Raw genomic sequence first — 18,540 nt, 5'->3', positions numbered from 1 at the left:
TAATAAAATTTCTTGATTGCTTATCGTTCCTTCAGCCAGCTATCCAATTGCTCAAATAAAGTGATGACCGAAGGATCTTTGGTTTGTTTTAAAAAATCATGTTCTAAATAGTAAATCGCTTTAAAGGTACTCTCAGGAATGGTCCGTCCGATTTTTTTGCTATAGCGGAACGGCACTTCTTCGTCTGAGCTGCTAGCTGTACTGAAACAAGGTGGAAAAGTTTTTAATGTTTCGTCTGACAGTGCGTAAGCAGACCAGTCCCCATTTTCTGGTAATCCGTAAAAGTGCGGCAATAGCGCTTGCTGAATACTGTAATGATACAGCAGATAGCGAGAAAGAAAAGGATCATCCCAAACAGGCTTTGTTTGGTCGATGGTAGCTATTTCTTTAGCGGAAATGGCTTGCTTTAATAATTTTCGTGGCTCTTTAATAAATTCTAAATCTGTATAGCCGTAAAAATTGACTAAAAATTGTGGCGTCAAATTTAGTATTTGTAATTGTTTGGTTAACTGTAACATTAAATAACCGCCAGCGGAACGCCCGCACAAACCAAAGGGCTGGTTTTGAATAATCTCTTCGTTTAACAATTGGAAGGTTTCCGTTAGCGTCCTTAAGATGTGATCGATTTTTGTATTTGGAGCCAACAAATAGTCCAGTGCTAAAACGGTATAGCCATTGCTTGTAAACAGCTCCTTCAGTTCTTCTGGTAAATCACTTTTGGTTCCATAAATCATCCCGCCACCGTGTAAATAGACGACATAGTTCGTTGGTTCAGTCGTAGTGGGGTAGATAGTAACTGTTGCGCCATTAGCGAGTGTTTGATTGTTTTTCAAGTGCACGTCTCCTCATCTTTATAATGTATGTGGCAATTTCATAATTTAACAATTGCAAGGGATTGGCTAAGTCAATATCAAGAAGTTGTTCCACTTTGTTTAAACGATAACGAATCGTTTTTGAATGAAGGAACATCGCTTCAGAGGTCTGTTTATAGTTGCGATTATTTTGGAAAAAACTGTACAAGGTTTCAAACAAATCGTAGTTATTTTCGGCTAATTGATAAAGTGCGCGAGGAATTAATTCGTCTAAATTTTCCAATTGGTCTTCGCGGATAAAATTTTTAAATACCCCAATATCGGCTAAGGTGACAATTGGTCCGTTATAAAAAGTTTCATTAAAGCGCAGAATGTCCAGGCATTCAATCAGTAGCTCTTTAATCCCTTCTCGTGATTTTAAACTGCTGACGGCAACGGTAAGCGTGTCGTTTTCTTCTAAAAGTTCAGCTAATAAACGACTTAATTGCAGCTTTGTAATTTTTCCATCACTTTCATTGAAGTTAAAAAGGACCGCCGAATAATTTAGCTGATCAAAGAAGATGGATTTCACACGCAGGGTACGAAGTAAGGCAATAATTCGTTCTTTCATGAGTTGTGTATTGGTGTCTTTGGTAGAAAAAGCAATCGCTTGGTAAGAATCTAGCTCTTGCATTTGCACTTCACGAAGCAAACTGTTTAGCTCGTCAGGATTTTGCGGTGTATTTTGTAAAATAGCATCCGCTAAGTTGTTCAAACGAGTATACCGTTCTTTTTTTAACAAATTTTCGGTATTGAATTTTTCTTGTAAGACATCAATCGCATTTTCGATAATCACTAAATCCGTTTCTTTAACCTTTTCATCTTGTAAATAAACCAGAAGTAAACAATTAGTGGAATAACTATTGAAAATAGAAACTTCTAGTGCCAACTGTTTTTTGGGGTTGGCATGAGAGTAAAGTGTTAAAAGAGAGTAATCGTTTTTAGTGAATTCACTGTTTTTTAGTTTTTCTCTTGAGAGCACAATCGCATCATGGGGTAAGTCACCATCGCTAATTTCCAGATGTTTATCCAACATTTTTAAAGCGAAGGGTAATTTAATGATGTCATAAAATTCTTGCATAATCGTCTCAACCGTTGGGTAGTGGCGCTCTAATTTGGTGAAACGTTGGCGCACATCGTAATACGTACGTAAGACATGCGACTGATAATTCAACAAAGGCTCGTAAATCGTAAATAGAATTTTTTCATAGCTAATGTCTTGTGTGATTTTAATTAAAGGAATTTCATAATTGAAACATAATTCGATAAACCACTCTGGAATCATTTTAATGAATCGATCTGTTTTCAAAATTAAGCCGCTGATGCCAATTCGGCGCATCTTTACGAAAAAATTTTCCAACTCTTTTTCGGGTAGATCATGCAATGCGTAGAAAGAAGTCAAAATTAACTGATTCTTTCTACTCCAGTTCTCAATGTCAATCGCTTCTAAGACCATTGCCGAGTCAACTTCATTGTCTAAACCAATCTCTTTCGTCAAAATTTTACCTTTTTTTAAGTCACCTATCGATAATAACTCTCTTAATTTCATCATTTTCTCCTTTTTTCCTCTTATGGATAAAAATTATACCATTTTTTTAGAATTATGTCCGATGAAAACACTTTCTCATTTCGATACAATAGCATTGTAAGGAATAGATAGGAGGATGAACAATGTTACACACAGTAATTTTGAAAAACAATTACCAAGACTCCATCAACTTAATGTTATTGACCAATAAAATCAATGCATTAGATGGTGTAACCATGAGTCAAATCATGATGGGAACAGATGCCAACAAAGACATCCTTAACAACACAAACTTGTTAACGGATGAGGCCAATAGTGCATCTGCAAACGACATGATGATTGTGGTTGACAGTGAAAAAGAAAACATCATGGAAGAAGTTATGCCAGCGATTGATGAATTCTTAGATGATTTATCAGCAAAGGGAACTAGTGAAGAAGCACAAGCAGCGACTTCTTGGTCAGAAGCGTTTGATCTTTTACCAGAGGCGAATGTAGCGCTATTCAGTATTCCTGGTGAATATGGTGCGCCAGAAATGGAACGTGCCTTAAAAAATGATTTACACGTGTTCTCTTTCACGGATAATGTGTCAATTGAAGATGAAGTACGTTTGAAAAAATTAGCGCATGAAAAAGGCTTACTAATGATGGGGCCTGACTGTGGAACTGGTATTATCTCAAGTATTCCGATCGCCTTTACAAATGTTGTTTCTCCAGGAAACATTGGCGTTGTTGGTGCTTCAGGAACAGGGATTCAAGAAGTTACAACGATTATTGACCGCTTAGGTGGCGGAGTTGTTCACGCCATTGGTACTGGTGGTCGTGACCTAAGCGACAAAGTAGGCGCTATCACAGTGAAAGATGCTATTGTGGCCTTAGAAAATCACGAACCAACCGATGTGATTACAGTTATTTCTAAACCACCTGCAAAAGAAGTTCGTGATGAAGTGGTTGAATTATTACAAAGCATTTCAAAACCAGTCGTTGCGATTTTCTTAGGAGAAAAACCAACAAGTCACGAAGGCAAAGTTTATCTAGCTCATACATTAGAAGAAACAGCTAAAATTGCTGTTGATTTAGCAAATGATGTGGCCGTGAAGAAAAATTACTTTGAAGCATTAGCAAAACCAGCTGTACCAACATTACCAGAAGATAAAGTTGTAAAAGGCTTATATTCAGGTGGTACATTAGCTTCTGAAGCAGGTATGTTAATTTCTGAAGCTTTAGACCTTGGCGGTTTAGTGAAAGCAGAAGGTTATGTCTTGAAATCTCACGGTTATGAAGTCATTGACTTAGGCGATGATATGTATACACAAGGTCGTCCGCACCCAATGATTGACCCAGATGTTCGTATCGAAAAAATTCGTGAATACGCACAAGATGAAAAAACTGGGATTATCTTATTCGATGTGGTGTTAGGCTACGGTGCTCATGAAGACATGGTTGGTGCATTGTTACCAGCAATTGAAGAAGCGCGTGCCACAGCCAAAGAAGCCGGACGTGATCTTTACTTTGTTGCAACTGTTTGTGGGACGACGAAAGATCCGCAAAATTACCAATCGTCGGTTGATCGTTTGAAAGAAGGCGGCGTTTTAGTTGCAGAAAGCAATGCTAAAGCTGTTCAATTAGCTTTATTACTAAAAGGAATCGAAATTTCAGAAGACGATAAAGAAGTGGTTGCTTACAACGGACCAACTGTCGATGTACCAAAACCAGGCGAAAAAGTAATGGAACTATTAACAACCAAACCAAGAATTATTAACGTTGGGTTGCAAAGCTTTACAGAATCAATCGTTGATTACGGTGGCGAAACAGTTCAATTTAACTGGCGTCCACGTGCTAACGGCAATAAAAAAATGATTAAAATTTTGGATGCTTTGGAAGATTACAGTGAACAAATCGAAGCTGAAAATCACAAAGTGACAGACAAAATTAAAAATGCACAACCATTCTTAGTAGATGTGGTACCTGCAAAATCAGTGATTCCAGAATTAAATGATGACGCACAAAAAACATTACTTCATGCTGGACCACCAATCCAATGGTCTGAAATGACTGGACCAATGAAAGGTGCTTGTATCGGAGCTGCATTATTCGAACGTTGGGCAGACAACGAAGAAGATGCTTTGAAGATTTTTGAAGCTGGCGAAGTACGTTTCATTCCTTGTCACCATGTAAAAGCAGTAGGACCAATGGGCGGTATTACTTCTGGTAATATGCCAGTCTTTGTTGTAGAAAATCGCTTAGAAGGTAACGAAGCATACTGTATCTTGAATGAAGGTATCGGTAAAGTATTGCGTTTTGGTGCTTATTCACAAGAAGTAGTTGATCGTTTAGATTGGATTAAAGATGTTTTAGGACCAACTATTGCGAAAGCTTTGAAACTTTCTGAAGAAGGCTTGAACTTAAACGTATTGATTGCGCGCTCTATTACAATGGGTGACGAGTTCCACCAAAGAAATATTGCCGCATCTTTGAACTTCTTAAAAGAATTGTCTCCATTAATTATCAAAACAGATATTCCAGAAGATCAAAAATACGAAGTAATCAAATTCTTAGCTGACACAGATCAATTCTTCTTAAATGTCATGATGGCAACTGGAAAAGCAATTGTTGATGGTGCCCGTAAAGATACCAACGGAACGATTGTCACAACGATGACTCGTAACGGCGTGAACTTTGGGGTCCGGATTGCAGAAACAGGCGATCAATGGCATACCGCACCAGTAAATACACCAAAAGGTCTTTACTTCACTGGTTTCAGCGAAGAAGACGGAAATCCTGATGTCGGGGATAGTGCAATTACTGAAACAGTAGGCGTTGGAGCAATGGCTATGGTAGCTGCACCTGGCGTAACACGGTTTGTTGGTGCAGGTGGCTTTGAAGATGCGTTAGCAACCTCAAATGAAATGGCAAAAATCTGTGAAGGACACAACCCAACATTCTCAATTCCAACTTGGGATTTCCAAGGAACTTGTTTAGGAATTGATATCCGTAAAGTGGTGGAATTAGGAATTACACCAATCATCAATACAGGGATTGCACACAAAAATGCCGGTGTTGGTCAAATTGGTGCAGGGACAGTTAGAGCACCTCTAGGCTGTTTTGAAAAAGCCCTAGAAGCGTATGCTGAGAAACTAGGCATTACGGTTGAATAACCAACTAGTCATTAGTGACTACATTTTTCCTATCCACCAATATGGCAAGATGGGAACCATTCACAGTGTTTTTGAACGTTCATTTAATCTGAAAGTCCAGGATCAATTAATCAATGTTGCAAACTTCCATAATTATTTATCAAGCTTTGGTATGTTTTTGCCAGATCAATTGTTTCAAGAAATCTTTCCGTATGTACAACAAGGTAATAAAGTCAAAATCACAGAAAATCAGTTGACCTTTTACAGTACAGTCGGCGTGAAAACGATCCAACTCACACCTGCCGAGGTCGTTTCTTTAAACATTACTCATTTCAAGTTAGAAAAAGACCAATTACGCTTGTTGCGAGACCGCTTATTAGCGAGAAACTTAGAACGTAGAATTGGCCTGCCTTTAGACGAACGAGCAAAGCATATTTTCAAAAAAATGAGCCAAAAACAAAAAGTTTGGACACTATCGGAATGGCAAGAAGTAACGAATTATCTGATTGGTCGGGGCAAAGGGTTAACCCCGAGTGGTGATGACATTTTAGTGGCGTATCAAACAATTCTGTTCATACTTGCTGATGAAAGAGCTGCGGCGTTAGCCGCTACTCTTTCGGCAGCAAATTTATCCACAACAGATGTTAGTAAAGGCTATATTGCAAGCTCGGCTAAAGGATATGTAAATTCATTGTTGTATCAGTTACTCTTGGATTTGGAGAACCATCGGGATAATAGAGTTGACGAAAATATTGACAGAATTATACAAATCGGACATTCCTCTGGTAAAGATATGTCATTTGGAATGTTACTAGCTTTACAATCTGTAGAGTTAGATGAGAAGTGAGGAGAAGACATGGAGAATAGTAAAAAAAATCAAGCAGTGCAAGTGAGCAATAGTTACTGGATTAAAGTCGTAGCCATTTTCTTCGTAGGCTGGATTTTAATGTACGCAACACGAACTATTTTTAATCCAGTGATGGGGGTCATTGGAGAACAATTTGGTCTAAGTAACACACAACTTGGTTTAGCCAATAGTATCTTCTTTCTAACCTATGCTGTTGCACAGATTCCTTTTGGGATGATTGGCGATAAAATTGGGCGGAAATTAGTCATTGCTGTTGGGTTTATCGTTCTTGCTATTTCTACTTATTTTAGTGGATTAGCGACAACCTTTGTTATGTTTTTAGTCATTCGTGCAATTGCTGGTATTGGTCAAGGAGCTTACTATGGCCCGCAATATGCGCTATCGACAGAAGCGATTCCAGCAAGTAAACGGACCATCGGTAATGCCATCATCAATAGTGGGATGGCCTTCGGTACATCAGGTGGGTACTTACTTTCAAGTAAGTTGGTTTTAGAAAATGGTGAACATTGGAGCAAACCATTCTTTATCATGGCGATTCCAACGTTTATCGTAGGAATTCTTTTCTATACAATTTTGAAAGAAAAAGTGATTCGTCCTGGTGAAGAAGCTGCACGAGCAGCTGCTGAAGAAGGACCGCAAGAAAAGATCTCATTAAAAGAAATTTTCTCAAATCGTAATTTATTAGCCGCATTTATTTTATGTTTCACAAGTATTTATGCAAACTTTGTCATTATTACTTGGTTGCCACAATTTTTAATTGCTGAACGTGGCTTTACAGGAGCGAGCGTTGGTTTCATTTCATCACTTGTACCATGGGCCTCTATTCCAGGCGCCTTAATCTTCGCTCGTTTGAATGATAAAACAGGTGCGACGAAAAAATTAGTCTTTACATTAGTACCTTTAGCAATCCTATCTGTCTTTGCGATTGCTTTTGTAACAAATCGGACATTGTTAATTTCTGTTTTAATTCTTTATGGGTTAACAGGGAAATTAGCGTTAGATCCAATTATGGTGACTTTTGTTACCAAACATGCACCAAAAGCGGCCTTAGGAACAACGTTAAGTGCCTATAATTTTATCGGGATGTCAGGGTCAATCCTAGCACCGTATGTCACAGGATATTTAGCAGATACAGCAGGCTCAATGCAAGTTGGCTTCTATCTTTCTTGTGTACTATTAGTTATTGGTTTACTAGCTTTTGCTTTCTTAGCTAAAGATGAAAGTAAACCGAAATTAGGTTAATTATCCCTTCGATAATGACTGAAACAATCAAAATGAGCAAGACAAAATCTTTCATTTCGTAAACAAATTATTTCTTATCCGTCGATACTGAAAAGATTTTGTCTTTGCTTTACTAAAAAGGAGCGAATCAATCAATGAGTTTAAACGTAATTGCCCTAGGTGGGAATGCTATTTTAGATACGGATCCAACAGATGAAGGCCAAAAAGCCGTCGTTAATCACGCGGCCAAATATATTGCAGAATTTGTTGCTAAAGGGGAACAAGTCATTGTCTGTCACGGAAACGGACCACAAGTAGGGAATTTGCTTTTACAACAAAAAGCAGGCGAAAGTGAAAAAAATCCAGCGTTGAAATTGGATACTTGTGTTGCGATGACACAAGGAAGCATCGGTTACTGGTTACAAAATGCTTTAACTAATGAGTTTGAAAAACGTAACATTGCTAAACCAGTTATCTCTGTAGTTACGCAAGTGCGTGTGGACAAAGAAGATCCTTCGTTTAAAAAACCATCCAAACCAATTGGTCCATTCTATACAAAAGAAGAAGCTGACGCAGAAGCAGCCAAAGATGGCTCTACGTATGTGGAAGATGCTGGCCGTGGCTACCGAAAAGTTGTTCCATCACCAATGCCTAAAGAAATTGTTGAAAAAGAGGCGGTTCGTGCTTTAGTAGAGGCGGACGTTTTAACTATCTGTTCTGGTGGCGGGGGCATTCCGGTCGTAGCAGAAGACGGACAATACGTAGGCGTGGAAGCGGTTAACGACAAAGATTTCTCTGCACGTGTTTTAGCTGAAAACGTTGATGCAGACCGTTTGATTATTTTGACAGGCGTTGATAACATCTACATTAATTACAATCAACCAGATCAAAAAGCATTAGAACAAATCAGTGTAGCCGAAGCAGAAGAATACATTAAAGAAGGTCACTTTGCTGCTGGTAGTATGCTACCAAAAATCGAAGCTGCCTTAGACTTCGTAAAAGGTGATGACAAACGGAAAGCAATCATTACTTCTATCGAAAACTTAGAAAACATCGATAAAGAAGCAGGAACTGTGATCAGTCAAAAGGGGTAGTTTACCATGAAAAAACCGTCCATGATCACCCAAATTGCAATTGCTGTTGTCGTAGGAATCCTCGTAGGACTCTTGATTCCTGCTAGCGGCAATTACTTGAAAATAGTTGGAGATGTCTTTTTGCGACTGATGCAAATGGCTATTCCTATCTTGATCTTAGGGCAAATTGTCCAAGCAGTTGGCAGTATTAATCCAAAAGAATTAACGAGCCTTGGGGGTAGAACAATCGCTGTTTTCGGGATTTCCTCCTTAGCTGCCGCTTTATGGGGCGTCCTAATGGCAGTCATTTTTAATCCAGGATACGGTGTTAAAATGACTGGCTTCCAAGATGCTTCTATTAAAGCGCAAGAAATCTCAATCACTGATACGATTTTAAATTTCGTTCCGAAAAATATTTTTGATTCACTGACTCAAGGATCGATTATTCAAATTATTGTCTTTGCATTATTTTTTGGTTTAGCACTGAATAAATACTTACAAAGCCATCCAGAGACACAACTCTTCCAAATAATTGTGGACTTTAATGAAGTTATCATTACAGTCATTCGATACGTCATGTATCTAGCACCTCTGGGGATTTTTGCTTTAATTGCTTCAACAATTAGTCACTTAGGCCTTCAAATTATTTTACCGTTAGTGAAGTATCTATTGGTCTATGGATTAGGAACTATTTTATTTTTGGGCATCTGGATTTTGGTTATCACATTGTACTGTAAAGTAAGTCCACTACGTTTAATTACAAACATGAAAAATATGTCTGTGATGGCCTTGGCGACAACTTCTTCAGCAATTACTTTACCAGTAGCTTTGGAAGAAACAGAAGCAAAATTAGGTTTAAGTAAGCGAATTACTAACTTAGTGTTGCCGTTAGGTATGTCATTAAACAGTAACGGTTCAGCGATGCATATGGCTTTTACTGTAATGACTATCGCTCAGATGTATCAGCTAGAGTTTGATATTACGAAAATGATTTACTTAGCAATTACAGCAACGTTTGTCTCACTAGCAAACGCAGTTGTTCCCGGTGCGGGCTTAGTCTCACTGGCAGTGATTGTTCCGCAAATGGGTTTACCCATTGAGAGTATTGCAATTTTTGCAGGCGTCGAATGGTTTGTTGGCATGTTACGAACAATTTTAAATGTCAATTCAGATGTTTACTCTGCTATTCTAGTTGCAAAATCAGTGGATGAAATTGACTATACTGTCTTTAACAGTAGCAATAAGTAGTGAAAAAAGGGGAGGAAATGCAAGGACGAAGAAGAAAATCACTTGTTTTCTTTCCCTTTTTTAAGATTAATGATAAAGGAGCAAGCGCAATGGAAGAAATGGTTGTCGTTACACCGGAAAAATTAGAAAAGCTGATGAAACAAAAATTAGAAGCTGCTGGTTTACATTCTGAACATGCCGAAGAAGTTGCTCGACATTTAACTTTTGCAGATGCTAGCGGTATTCATTCACACGGGGCGGTTCGTATGGATTATTATGCGGAACGGATTGCAAAAGGCGGGATCACGATTGACCCCGAATTATCATTTGAAAAAACTGGACCGTCCACTGCCATTTTTCATGGCGATAATGGCGTGGGTCAATTTGTTTGTAACGAAGCATTAGCTGCTGCAGTTGACCTAGCCAAAGAATCAGGGTTAGCATATGTTGGCGTTTCTCAAACGAGTCATAGCGGGACGTTATCGTATTATGTTAAAAAAGCAGCGGAACAAGGCATGGTTGCTCTTTCGATGTGTCAATCTGATCCAATGGTGGTACCGTTTGGTGGTACAAGCAATTATTTTGGAACAAATCCAATCGCTTTTGCAGCACCTAGAGCAGGTCATGAACCAGTCGTGTTTGATATGGCTACGACAGTACAGGCTTGGGGGAAAATTTTAGATGCACGTTCAAGAGATGTTGAAATTCCCGACACATGGGCAGTAGACGAAAAAGGCCAGCCAACGACTGATCCTTATGAAGTACGAGGTTTATTGCCGATTTCAGGACCAAAAGGATATGGACTAATGATGATGGTCGATGTCTTAGCTGGTTCGTTGTTAGGCTTACCTTTTGGCAAACATGTCAGCTCCATGTATGCGGATTTAACGGAGAAACGGAATCTGGGACAGATGTTTTTAATCATTGATCCAAGCCGCTTTACAGATTCTGAACGATTTAAAGAAAATATTAATCAAATGGTGGAAGAGCTTCATAGTGTGCCTACAGCAGAAGGGTTTCAACAAGTTTACTATCCAGGAGAAATTGGTCAGCTAAACTATCAAAAAGCCATGTCAGAAGGCATTGAAATTCCACAAAGTATTTATGATTATTTAGTTAGTGAGATTGTACATTACGATAAATATGGCGGGCAAGGTGCCTTTGCCAAATAATGAGGAGCGCAGAGAGTATTCGCTACTGCGTTGCTCTCGCCTTCTTTCTATTGGAGGAAAGTAAAATGAAAAAATCGTCAAAAGTAGCACTTATTTTTGCATTCTTAGTTAGTATTTTTGTGCCAGTTGCGGCCTTTGCTGATGAGATTGGGGATGTAGTTGCCCCGACAGGAATCATGGCATTAGTTGTGATTATTCCATTGATTGTTGTTTTGGTTCTATTGTTTATGAAAGTCGATATGATTATCGCTGGTTTAATTGGTGGCGTCTTAGCGATGCTGATTGGTGGCATTGGACTAGAAGAAGCGAATAAACAGATGTTGGAAGCTATCCCAATGATGTTAGGAATTACCGTTCCCATCATTAATTCAGCTGTTGCGATGGCGGTCTTTAAAGCAGGTAGTTATTCAGCTGCATTAACTTTAGCCAAACGAGGCACAAAAGGAAAAGTCGAGTATGTTTCAGCTTTTATTGTTATCTTATTAGCCGCAGCCACATATATGTCAGGAATTGGTGGCGGAAGTGCGATGGTTATTGCGCCATTGGCCTTTGCCGCAGTTGGCGTTGTTCCTGAATTAATTGCAGCAATGTCTTTAGCTGCTGCGGTATCATTTACAACATCACCCGCTTCATTAGAATCAAGTATTGTTTCAAAATTAGGCGATATCAGTGTCGGTTCATATGTTTCAACCATGCGACCTTACTGGTTATTCTTCGTAGCATTAGCGATTGTTTTAGCCTTTTGGGGAACGAAACATAGAAATGTTGGCTTTAAAGAGTCGGCAGATGATGAATTTGATAAAAAGAGCAATGGTGAATTATTTAAAATTACCTTGCCAGCCATTTTCTTATTGTTTGCTGTAATTTTTGGACCAATTGTGAATGATTTAATTGGTTTTGCCTTCTTTACGCCACTTGTATACATGATTTTAACATTAGTTTTAATTTTCTTATGTACAGATTTCTCAATGAACAAATCTGTCGAAGCGATGGTAGATGGGTCTACATATATTTTGACTCGTTTATTCCAAGTAGGGATTTTCTTAGCCTTTATTAATGTTATTGCACAAACAGGAACGTTTGCTGTAATCGCAGGTGTTGCTGAAAATGCACCAGCCTTTATTGTCGTGCCAGTTGCCATTTTAACAGGGATTTTAATTGGGATTCCAGCTGGGGCCTACGTGGGTTCTGTTTTAACTTTAGTGCTACCAGTTGCTGTATCGTTGAACTTCCCGCCGTTAGCATTAGGTTTTGTAGCAATGGGTGTTGGTTTAGGTAGTCAAATGAGTTTCGTTAATATTACTATGCAAGCTTTATCTTCAGGCTTCCAAATTCCAATTTTGGATGTTGTTAAAGGAAACGTGAAATGGTTAAGTATTGCCTCTGTACTATTATTAGTTATCGGTTTAATCTTTGGATAAAAAACAATTTAGGGAGTGGAAAACATGGATTTATTAATTAAACAAGTTCGTCTTCAAGACGGTGAAGCATTACAAGATGTAGCTATTAAAGAAGGTAAAATCATTGAAATCGCCCCAGTTATTACTGGCGATGCCAAAGAAGTCATCGAAGCAGATGGTCGTGTTTTAATCCCAGGTTTTGTAGAAAGCCATTTACATTTGGACAAGGCATTAATCGCTGATCGTAAACCAAATAAATCAGGTACGTTGAAAGAAGCAATTGAAGTAACCGCAGAATTAAAACCAACATTTACCGAAGAAGACATTTACGACCGTGCTAAACGTGCCTTAGAAATGTTAATCGTTCATGGAACCACGGCGTTAAGAACGCATGCAGAATTTGACCCAGCGCAAGGTTTTACTGGCTTCAAAACAATTATGCGTTTGAAAGAAGAATACAAAGAGTTAATTGACATGCAAGTAGTTGCGTTTCCGCAAGAAGGAATTTTTAAAGCCCCTGGAACAGAACAAATGATGTATGAAGCAATGGATATGGGCGCAGACGTTGTCGGCGGTATTCCTTATAATGATGCACCAGCGAAAGAACATATTGATTTAGTGTTTGAAATTGCTAAAAAATATGATAAAGATGTAGATTTACACCAAGATTTTGCCGATGAAGCTGATGATATGAGTATTGAATATTTATGTGAAAAAACCATCGCTGAAGGCTACCAAGGCCGTGTTTCAGTGGGCCACTTAACGGCATTGCATGCCTTACCTGAAGCAGAATTGGCGCCTATTATTGCAAAAATGGCGGAAGCAAATATTAGCGTGATGGCTTTACCAGCAACGGATTTACATTTAGGGGCTCGTGGTGATCAGTACAATGTTCGACGTGCGGTTACGCCAATTCGTAAATTACGCGATGGTGGCGTGAATGTCTGTATTGCTACGAATAATATTCGCAATGCTTTTACACCATATGGCACAGGGGATATTGTTCAAACAGCGATGTTAGCCATTCCTGTTGGGCACCTAGGTGGAGCGGATGACTTAAAAACAGTGCTACCAATGGTAACAACAAGTCCTGCTCGTGCGATGGGACTAGAAGGATACGGTGTCGCAGTTGGGAATAAAGCAGATTTAGTCTTATTAGACACAAAAGTGGTTGAACATGCGATTATTGATATTCCAGAACGGTTATATGTTATTAAAAACGGCCGTGTTACAGTCAAGACAGACAAAAAAGTCGAAATCATTCGTTAAGAAAAAAAACAAAAAGCTCAAAATGTTAGTTGTCAAAACTAACATTTTGAGCTTTTTTTGATAAAGGTAAAGCTAGGAAGGTGAAAATATGATTAATTTATCCTGTTTTAGCTATGATTCTCTATTGAAAAGTTTATTTTCAGTTTATTTTTGGTCGATTTTCCTTGATATATATAGAATCTTCAGGAAATGCTCCTGTCTGTTTAAAATTCGGAATTTCAGAAATTATTCTTTTTTGCTAAACTAGTTATAACTGGTTAGTAAAAAGAAGTATTGGACGAATAGCGCTGAAACAAGTGAATGATCCAAAGTATAAAGAAAAATGAAACCGATACCACAAGACAAGACTGTTGCTGAAAATGGTAAGTGATCATTCTGCTAAGTTTAGTGTCTTAATGTTTAGTTAACTAAGAATTGTTGGATTGTTCTTTAGAAAGAAGGGACAATATGAAGCGAAGTAAATGGAAAGAATTGATAGTAAAGGGCATCTGCCATATATTAGTATTCCCCATACTAATACAGACAACTGTTTTTGCAGAAACATTACCAAGTACAAAACAAGTAAGAGAAGGAACCAATCATTCATTAACAGCAGAAAAATCCGAAAGTGAACAACCACAGACAAAGGATAAACTACATGATGAAGAACCACTAGCATTGCCAAAAAGTGAGTTAATCGATAATGAGGCTAATGTTACAAGTCAAACGATTAGAGAAAGAATTGAGACGCCTAACCTAACTTATCGTTATGGATTTATTAATGAAGAGGGGCAGCCAGTAAACGCCAATGAGATCCTTCTACAGTATCATAGTTGGCAAGGCAATTCCCCAAATGGCATAAATGTGTGGGAAGGTGAAAGTCAACCAGTGATAGCATCTACAGTGGCTAATTTAAAAGAAGTGGTAATTCCAAGTGAGAAAGTAGCCGTCTATTCCGACATGTCAACAGTGCTTGCAGCGAGTAATCAAACATTTTTTTTACCAAGATATTATACTTCTTTAAGCTTATACAATAAGAAAGGGGAAATTGATCCCAATTATCCGCTGCCAACTATTTCCGACGCATCAGGAAACCAATATCCAACAACAATTTCGCAATTTGAATTGGAAAAAATATCTGCACAACAATATAGTCAGAAAACAGGAGTAACGTTTAACATTAGCGAGAGCCAAAAACTAATCGTTCCTTTGTACAACCAAGTGAAGGTTGATTCATCGAATCAATCTGGGCTATTGAATTACTTTAAATTTTCAGGGCCGGTTTATTATCATGTTACCAATCGCAAAGTGACAGAACATTTTGTGGATACTCAAGGGAAACCAATCCCTCCGCCACCGGGGTTTAGACAAGGAAAGCAAACGCTTATTGAACGTGACCCTTACACCTTTAAACAGAACGGCCTTTTGCCAAGTAGCTATGAAATCGACTCAAAAACATATCAATTTCAAGGATGGTATAAAGGGAAAACGAGACCTGAAAATTTAGAAAAAAGCGTAACGCCCAGTTATGATATTACCTATGATGACAATGATGATTTAACTGTTGTCTATAAGGAGATACCTCAAAAAAATTATACATTTGAGGATGTAAACGGTGTTGAAATTGCACCACCATCTGATTTTATTCAGGATCACCAACAACCAATGACTACGGATGGCTTTCGCTATTTAGCTGGAAAAAAACTGCCACAACAATACAGCGTTAACGGTAAAACTTGTTTATATCAAGGTTGGTATCAAGATAAAACAAAACAAGAGAGCTTAGAAAAAACGAAGCGCCCCATAAACTCCCCTGTTTTTAATGAAATGAACGCTATTACAGCAGTATATAAGGAAATAACTGCAAAAGCTGAAATGCAAATAGAAGGACTAGTCAAAGTCATGCCAAGTGGTTATATACAAATTTGGCAGATTATGCTTACAAATGTGGGAGAAGTACCGTTAAAAAAAATAAACTTAAAGCCAGCAAGTGGTTGGTCACCAGGTCTAGCTCGGCCAATCCAAGTCACGATTCGTGTTGGATCTGAACCAAACAAAATTGTTCCTATTACTGATGAAAATTGGCGAGTTGGCATTGCTTTAAATACGGAAGTGCCTATTGGTCAGACAGCAACTATTATGATGACAACAATTGCTACAGGTGAACCAGATCAAGTGTTACAAGCGGCTGTTGAAATGAATGGAAATTTTTCTGCTGTTCACGCAGCTGATACTGTCAGAATCCAACCTAAAAATCAAGAAATTGTGGCACCAGATGAGGAAGGTTTTATCAGCACACCAACTTTTGATTTTGGTAAAGTCGCCATTTCTAGCAACACGCAGCAACATGGTTTAAAGCAGGCAGCAGATTATTATGAAAATGGTCAGGAAAATCCATATTTACGTTTGAAAAAATCACAACCCAATTGGGCACTAACTGCAGAACTATCCCCCTTTGAAGGAAGAGTGGATCAACTATCATCAATGACAAAGTTATTGTTAGGAACAACCAATGTTTCAGGTTTTATTCAGTACAATCAACCAACGGAAACTAAAGTTGCTCTTGGCAAAACAACCGCTATTCAATTAGTTGCCAACGGTGTAGCTAGCCATATTGTTGCCAATAGTCAGTTTGACGAAAGTGATGTTTATCAATTTGATTTTTCTTTTGATCAAATCAAATTAGAAATTCCAGCAAATCAAGGTAGAAAAGATCAAACTTATCAAGCAATGGTGACTTGGAATTTAGTGACAGGCCCATAAGTCCATAAAAAATAAGTTGAATAGTTTGATCAAAAACATTGCATAGAAATAATAAAAGGCGGCTCAACGAAGCGGCCTTTTTCTTGATTCGTTACCAAAATATAACGAATTTTGTAACAAAAACGTTTAATAAAAAGAAGGAAAAATGATTAATTTTACGAAAAAAAGCATATATCGACAAAAAAGAAGCAAAATTTGAATAAAAAAAGAAAAAATATGAAAAAAAATCGAAGAATTGTTTAACAATTGAAAACACGTGAAAACTAGTCGTGACAAGGTGTAAAAGCCTTACAAAAGGTAAGTTTACCTATTATGGAGAAAGAAGGAGTGATCTGAAATGTTTTTGTAACATTTCTATTGCTTAATTGAAATATGGGTGTGGTAGAATGTTTTTGTCGTAAGAAAAGATTAAGATATTTTAAATAAACTTTAGAAATTAATTCGGAGGAATGACAAGTGAAGAAACGTCTATTTGCATCAGTATTACTATGTTCATTAACGCTATCAGCAATTGCTACCCCAAGCATCGCTTTGGCGGACAATGTTGATAAAAAAATTGAAGAAAAAAATCAAGAAATTTCATCATTAAAAGCAAAACAAGGGGATTTAGCTTCACAAGTATCTTCTTTAGAAGCAGAAGTATCTTCAGTATTTGATGAAAGCATGGCTTTACGTGAACAAAAGCAAACACTAAAAGCAAAATCAGAACAATTACAACAAGAAATTACAAACTTGAATCAACGTATTGAAAAACGTAACGAAGCAATCAAAAATCAAGCACGTGATGTTCAAGTTAATGGACAAAGCACAACAATGCTAGATGCAGTTTTAGATGCGGACTCAGTTGCAGATGCAATCAGCCGTGTTCAAGCTGTTTCAACAATCGTAAGTGCCAACAACGACTTAATGCAACAACAAAAAGAAGACAAACAAGCCGTTGTTGATAAAAAAGCTGAAAACGAGAAAAAAGTGAAACAACTTGAAGCAACAGAAGCTGAATTAGAAACAAAACGTCAAGATTTACTTTCTAAACAATCTGAATTAAACGTAATGAAAGCTTCATTAGCATTAGAACAATCATCAGCTGAAAGTTCTAAAGCTGGCTTAGAAAAACAAAAAGCAGCTGCTGAAGCAGAGCAAGCACGCTTAGCTGCTGAACAAAAAGCTGCAGCTGAAAAAGCCAAACAAGCTGCTGCAAAACCAGCTAAAGCTGAAGTGAAAGCAGAAGCACCAGTTGCCTCTTCATCAACAACAGAAGCACAAGCACCAGCAAGCTCAAGCTCAGCAACTGAATCAAGCACGCAACAAACAACTGAAACAACTACACCAAGTACAGATAATAGTGCAACAGAAAATACTGGCTCTTCTTCATCAGAACAACCAGTACAACCTACAACACCAAGCGATAATGGAAATAATGGTGGCCAAACTGGTGGTGGAACAGTTACACCAACACCAACACCAGAACCAACACCAGCACCAGAACCAACACCAGCGCCTTCTGCTGATCCAACAATCAATGCATTGAACGTTCTACGTCAATCATTAGGTTTACGTCCAGTAGTATGGGATGCAGGTTTGGCAGCTTCTGCAACTGCTCGTGCAGCACAAGTTGAAGCAGGTGGCATTCCAAATGATCACTGGTCTCGTGGAGATGAAGTTATCGCAATTATGTGGGCGCCAGGTAACTCAGTAATCATGGCGTGGTACAATGAAACAAACATGGTAACAGCTTCAGGTAGCGGTCACCGTGATTGGGAAATTAACCCAGGTATTACGCGTGTCGGTTTTGGTTACTCAGGTAGCACAATCGTAGGACATTCAGCCTAATCAGCAATGATAAAAATAGACGTAAGCAGCTTCTGAAAAGAAGCTGCTTTTTTCATTACTATTTCATCCGTCTCCGTTGACAAATTTGCTAAACGTGGTATTCTAATTATAATCTAATAATTTCCGTTGAATAGGAAAGTAAGTACAAGACAGCTGGTAGAGAGACTTTGGTTGGTGAAAAAAGTTAGATGTCTGTATCGAAAAATGGCCTAGGAGGAATTTTTG

12 protein-coding genes and 1 other annotated feature (1 of these 13 cut by a window edge) are annotated in these 18,540 nt (G+C 38.2%); of the genes, 10 read left to right on the top strand and 2 right to left on the bottom strand.

The genetic code is table 11. From position 1 onward, the window contains the following. Nucleotides 1–20: 20 nt before the first annotated feature. Both IGL80_RS12385 and IGL80_RS12380 read right to left on the bottom strand, forming a co-directional pair. Nucleotides 21–833 carry an alpha/beta hydrolase gene (locus IGL80_RS12385; RefSeq protein ID WP_002404631.1) on the bottom strand — a complete coding sequence of 271 codons (813 nt, stop codon included), beginning with the start codon at nucleotides 831–833 and terminating at the stop codon, nucleotides 21–23. Then, nucleotides 808–2,400: a PucR family transcriptional regulator gene (locus IGL80_RS12380; RefSeq protein ID WP_002355248.1), complete on the bottom strand. Its 1,593-nt coding sequence runs from the start codon at nucleotides 2,398–2,400 to the stop codon at nucleotides 808–810. Before IGL80_RS12380 ends, IGL80_RS12385 begins: the two co-directional genes overlap by 26 nt. Before the next feature lie 122 nt (nucleotides 2,401–2,522). Between IGL80_RS12380 and fdrA the strand changes: the two genes are divergently transcribed. The 10 genes from fdrA to IGL80_RS12330 all read left to right on the top strand — a co-directional run bounded on the left by fdrA (nucleotide 2,523) and on the right by IGL80_RS12330 (nucleotide 18,315). Next, entirely contained in the window at nucleotides 2,523–5,534 is a 3,012-nt protein-coding gene (fdrA, locus tag IGL80_RS12375; RefSeq protein ID WP_002355249.1) for a DUF1116 domain-containing protein, read from the top strand. Further along, nucleotides 5,527–6,360, top strand: coding sequence for a DUF2877 domain-containing protein (locus IGL80_RS12370; protein ID WP_002355250.1), 834 nt, complete (start codon nucleotides 5,527–5,529; stop codon nucleotides 6,358–6,360). The genes fdrA and IGL80_RS12370 overlap by 8 nt, the downstream gene beginning before the upstream one ends. Before the next feature lie 9 nt (nucleotides 6,361–6,369). Continuing rightward, entirely contained in the window at nucleotides 6,370–7,623 is a 1,254-nt protein-coding gene (locus tag IGL80_RS12365; protein ID WP_002355251.1) for an MFS transporter, read from the top strand. A gap of 134 nt (nucleotides 7,624–7,757) precedes the next feature. Next, complete coding sequence (gene arcC, locus IGL80_RS12360) at nucleotides 7,758–8,696, top strand: carbamate kinase (RefSeq protein WP_002355252.1); 939 nt, start codon at nucleotides 7,758–7,760, stop codon at nucleotides 8,694–8,696. 6 nt (nucleotides 8,697–8,702) lie between these two features. Continuing rightward, the gene (locus IGL80_RS12355; protein ID WP_002358375.1) at nucleotides 8,703–9,923 is read left to right on the top strand and encodes a dicarboxylate/amino acid:cation symporter; all 1,221 of its coding nucleotides are present in this window, start codon (nucleotides 8,703–8,705) and stop codon (nucleotides 9,921–9,923) included. A gap of 89 nt (nucleotides 9,924–10,012) precedes the next feature. Next, a complete protein-coding gene (gene allD, locus IGL80_RS12350; protein ID WP_010708246.1) occupies nucleotides 10,013–11,074 on the top strand; it encodes an ureidoglycolate dehydrogenase in 1,062 nt (353 codons plus the stop codon). After that, the gene (locus tag IGL80_RS12345) at nucleotides 11,074–12,495 is read left to right on the top strand and encodes a hypothetical protein (protein WP_002385370.1); all 1,422 of its coding nucleotides are present in this window, start codon (nucleotides 11,074–11,076) and stop codon (nucleotides 12,493–12,495) included. Before allD ends, IGL80_RS12345 begins: the two co-directional genes overlap by 1 nt. 24 nt (nucleotides 12,496–12,519) lie before the next feature. Next, nucleotides 12,520–13,743, top strand: coding sequence for an amidohydrolase family protein (locus IGL80_RS12340; RefSeq protein ID WP_002389547.1), 1,224 nt, complete (start codon nucleotides 12,520–12,522; stop codon nucleotides 13,741–13,743). Nucleotides 13,744–14,190: 447 nt separating this feature from the next. Next, the gene (locus IGL80_RS12335; RefSeq protein WP_085366520.1) at nucleotides 14,191–16,485 is read left to right on the top strand and encodes a WxL domain-containing protein; all 2,295 of its coding nucleotides are present in this window, start codon (nucleotides 14,191–14,193) and stop codon (nucleotides 16,483–16,485) included. A 456-nt stretch (nucleotides 16,486–16,941) separates the two neighbouring features. Further along, entirely contained in the window at nucleotides 16,942–18,315 is a 1,374-nt protein-coding gene (locus tag IGL80_RS12330; RefSeq protein WP_002358380.1) for a PcsB-like coiled-coil domain-containing protein, read from the top strand. Between the two features lie 117 nt (nucleotides 18,316–18,432). Continuing rightward, nucleotides 18,433–18,540, top strand: a binding site (T-box leader) (it continues 122 nt past the right edge of the window).

Origin of the sequence: Enterococcus sp. DIV2467a (genome assembly GCF_050532945.1) — a bacterium.
Classification (GTDB): Bacteria; Bacillota; Bacilli; order Lactobacillales; family Enterococcaceae; genus Enterococcus; species Enterococcus faecalis.
The sequence above is the reverse complement of the archived record's forward strand: the minus strand, read 5'-3'. Positions and strand labels throughout refer to the sequence as shown.

Excerpts from the sequence above, each read along its gene's own strand:
- fdrA (WP_002355249.1), top strand. The coding sequence starts at position 2,523 with ATGTTACACACAGTAATTTTGAAAAACAATTACCAAGACTCCATCAAC.
- allD (WP_010708246.1), top strand. The coding sequence starts at position 10,013 with ATGGAAGAAATGGTTGTCGTTACACCGGAAAAATTAGAAAAGCTGATG.
- IGL80_RS12365 (WP_002355251.1), top strand. The coding sequence starts at position 6,370 with ATGGAGAATAGTAAAAAAAATCAAGCAGTGCAAGTGAGCAATAGTTAC.
- IGL80_RS12335 (WP_085366520.1), top strand. The coding sequence starts at position 14,191 with ATGAAGCGAAGTAAATGGAAAGAATTGATAGTAAAGGGCATCTGCCAT.
- arcC (WP_002355252.1), top strand. The coding sequence starts at position 7,758 with ATGAGTTTAAACGTAATTGCCCTAGGTGGGAATGCTATTTTAGATACG.
- IGL80_RS12380 (WP_002355248.1), bottom strand. The coding sequence starts at position 2,400 with ATGAAATTAAGAGAGTTATTATCGATAGGTGACTTAAAAAAAGGTAAA.
- IGL80_RS12355 (WP_002358375.1), top strand. The coding sequence starts at position 8,703 with ATGAAAAAACCGTCCATGATCACCCAAATTGCAATTGCTGTTGTCGTA.
- IGL80_RS12340 (WP_002389547.1), top strand. The coding sequence starts at position 12,520 with ATGGATTTATTAATTAAACAAGTTCGTCTTCAAGACGGTGAAGCATTA.
- IGL80_RS12345 (WP_002385370.1), top strand. The coding sequence starts at position 11,074 with ATGAGGAGCGCAGAGAGTATTCGCTACTGCGTTGCTCTCGCCTTCTTT.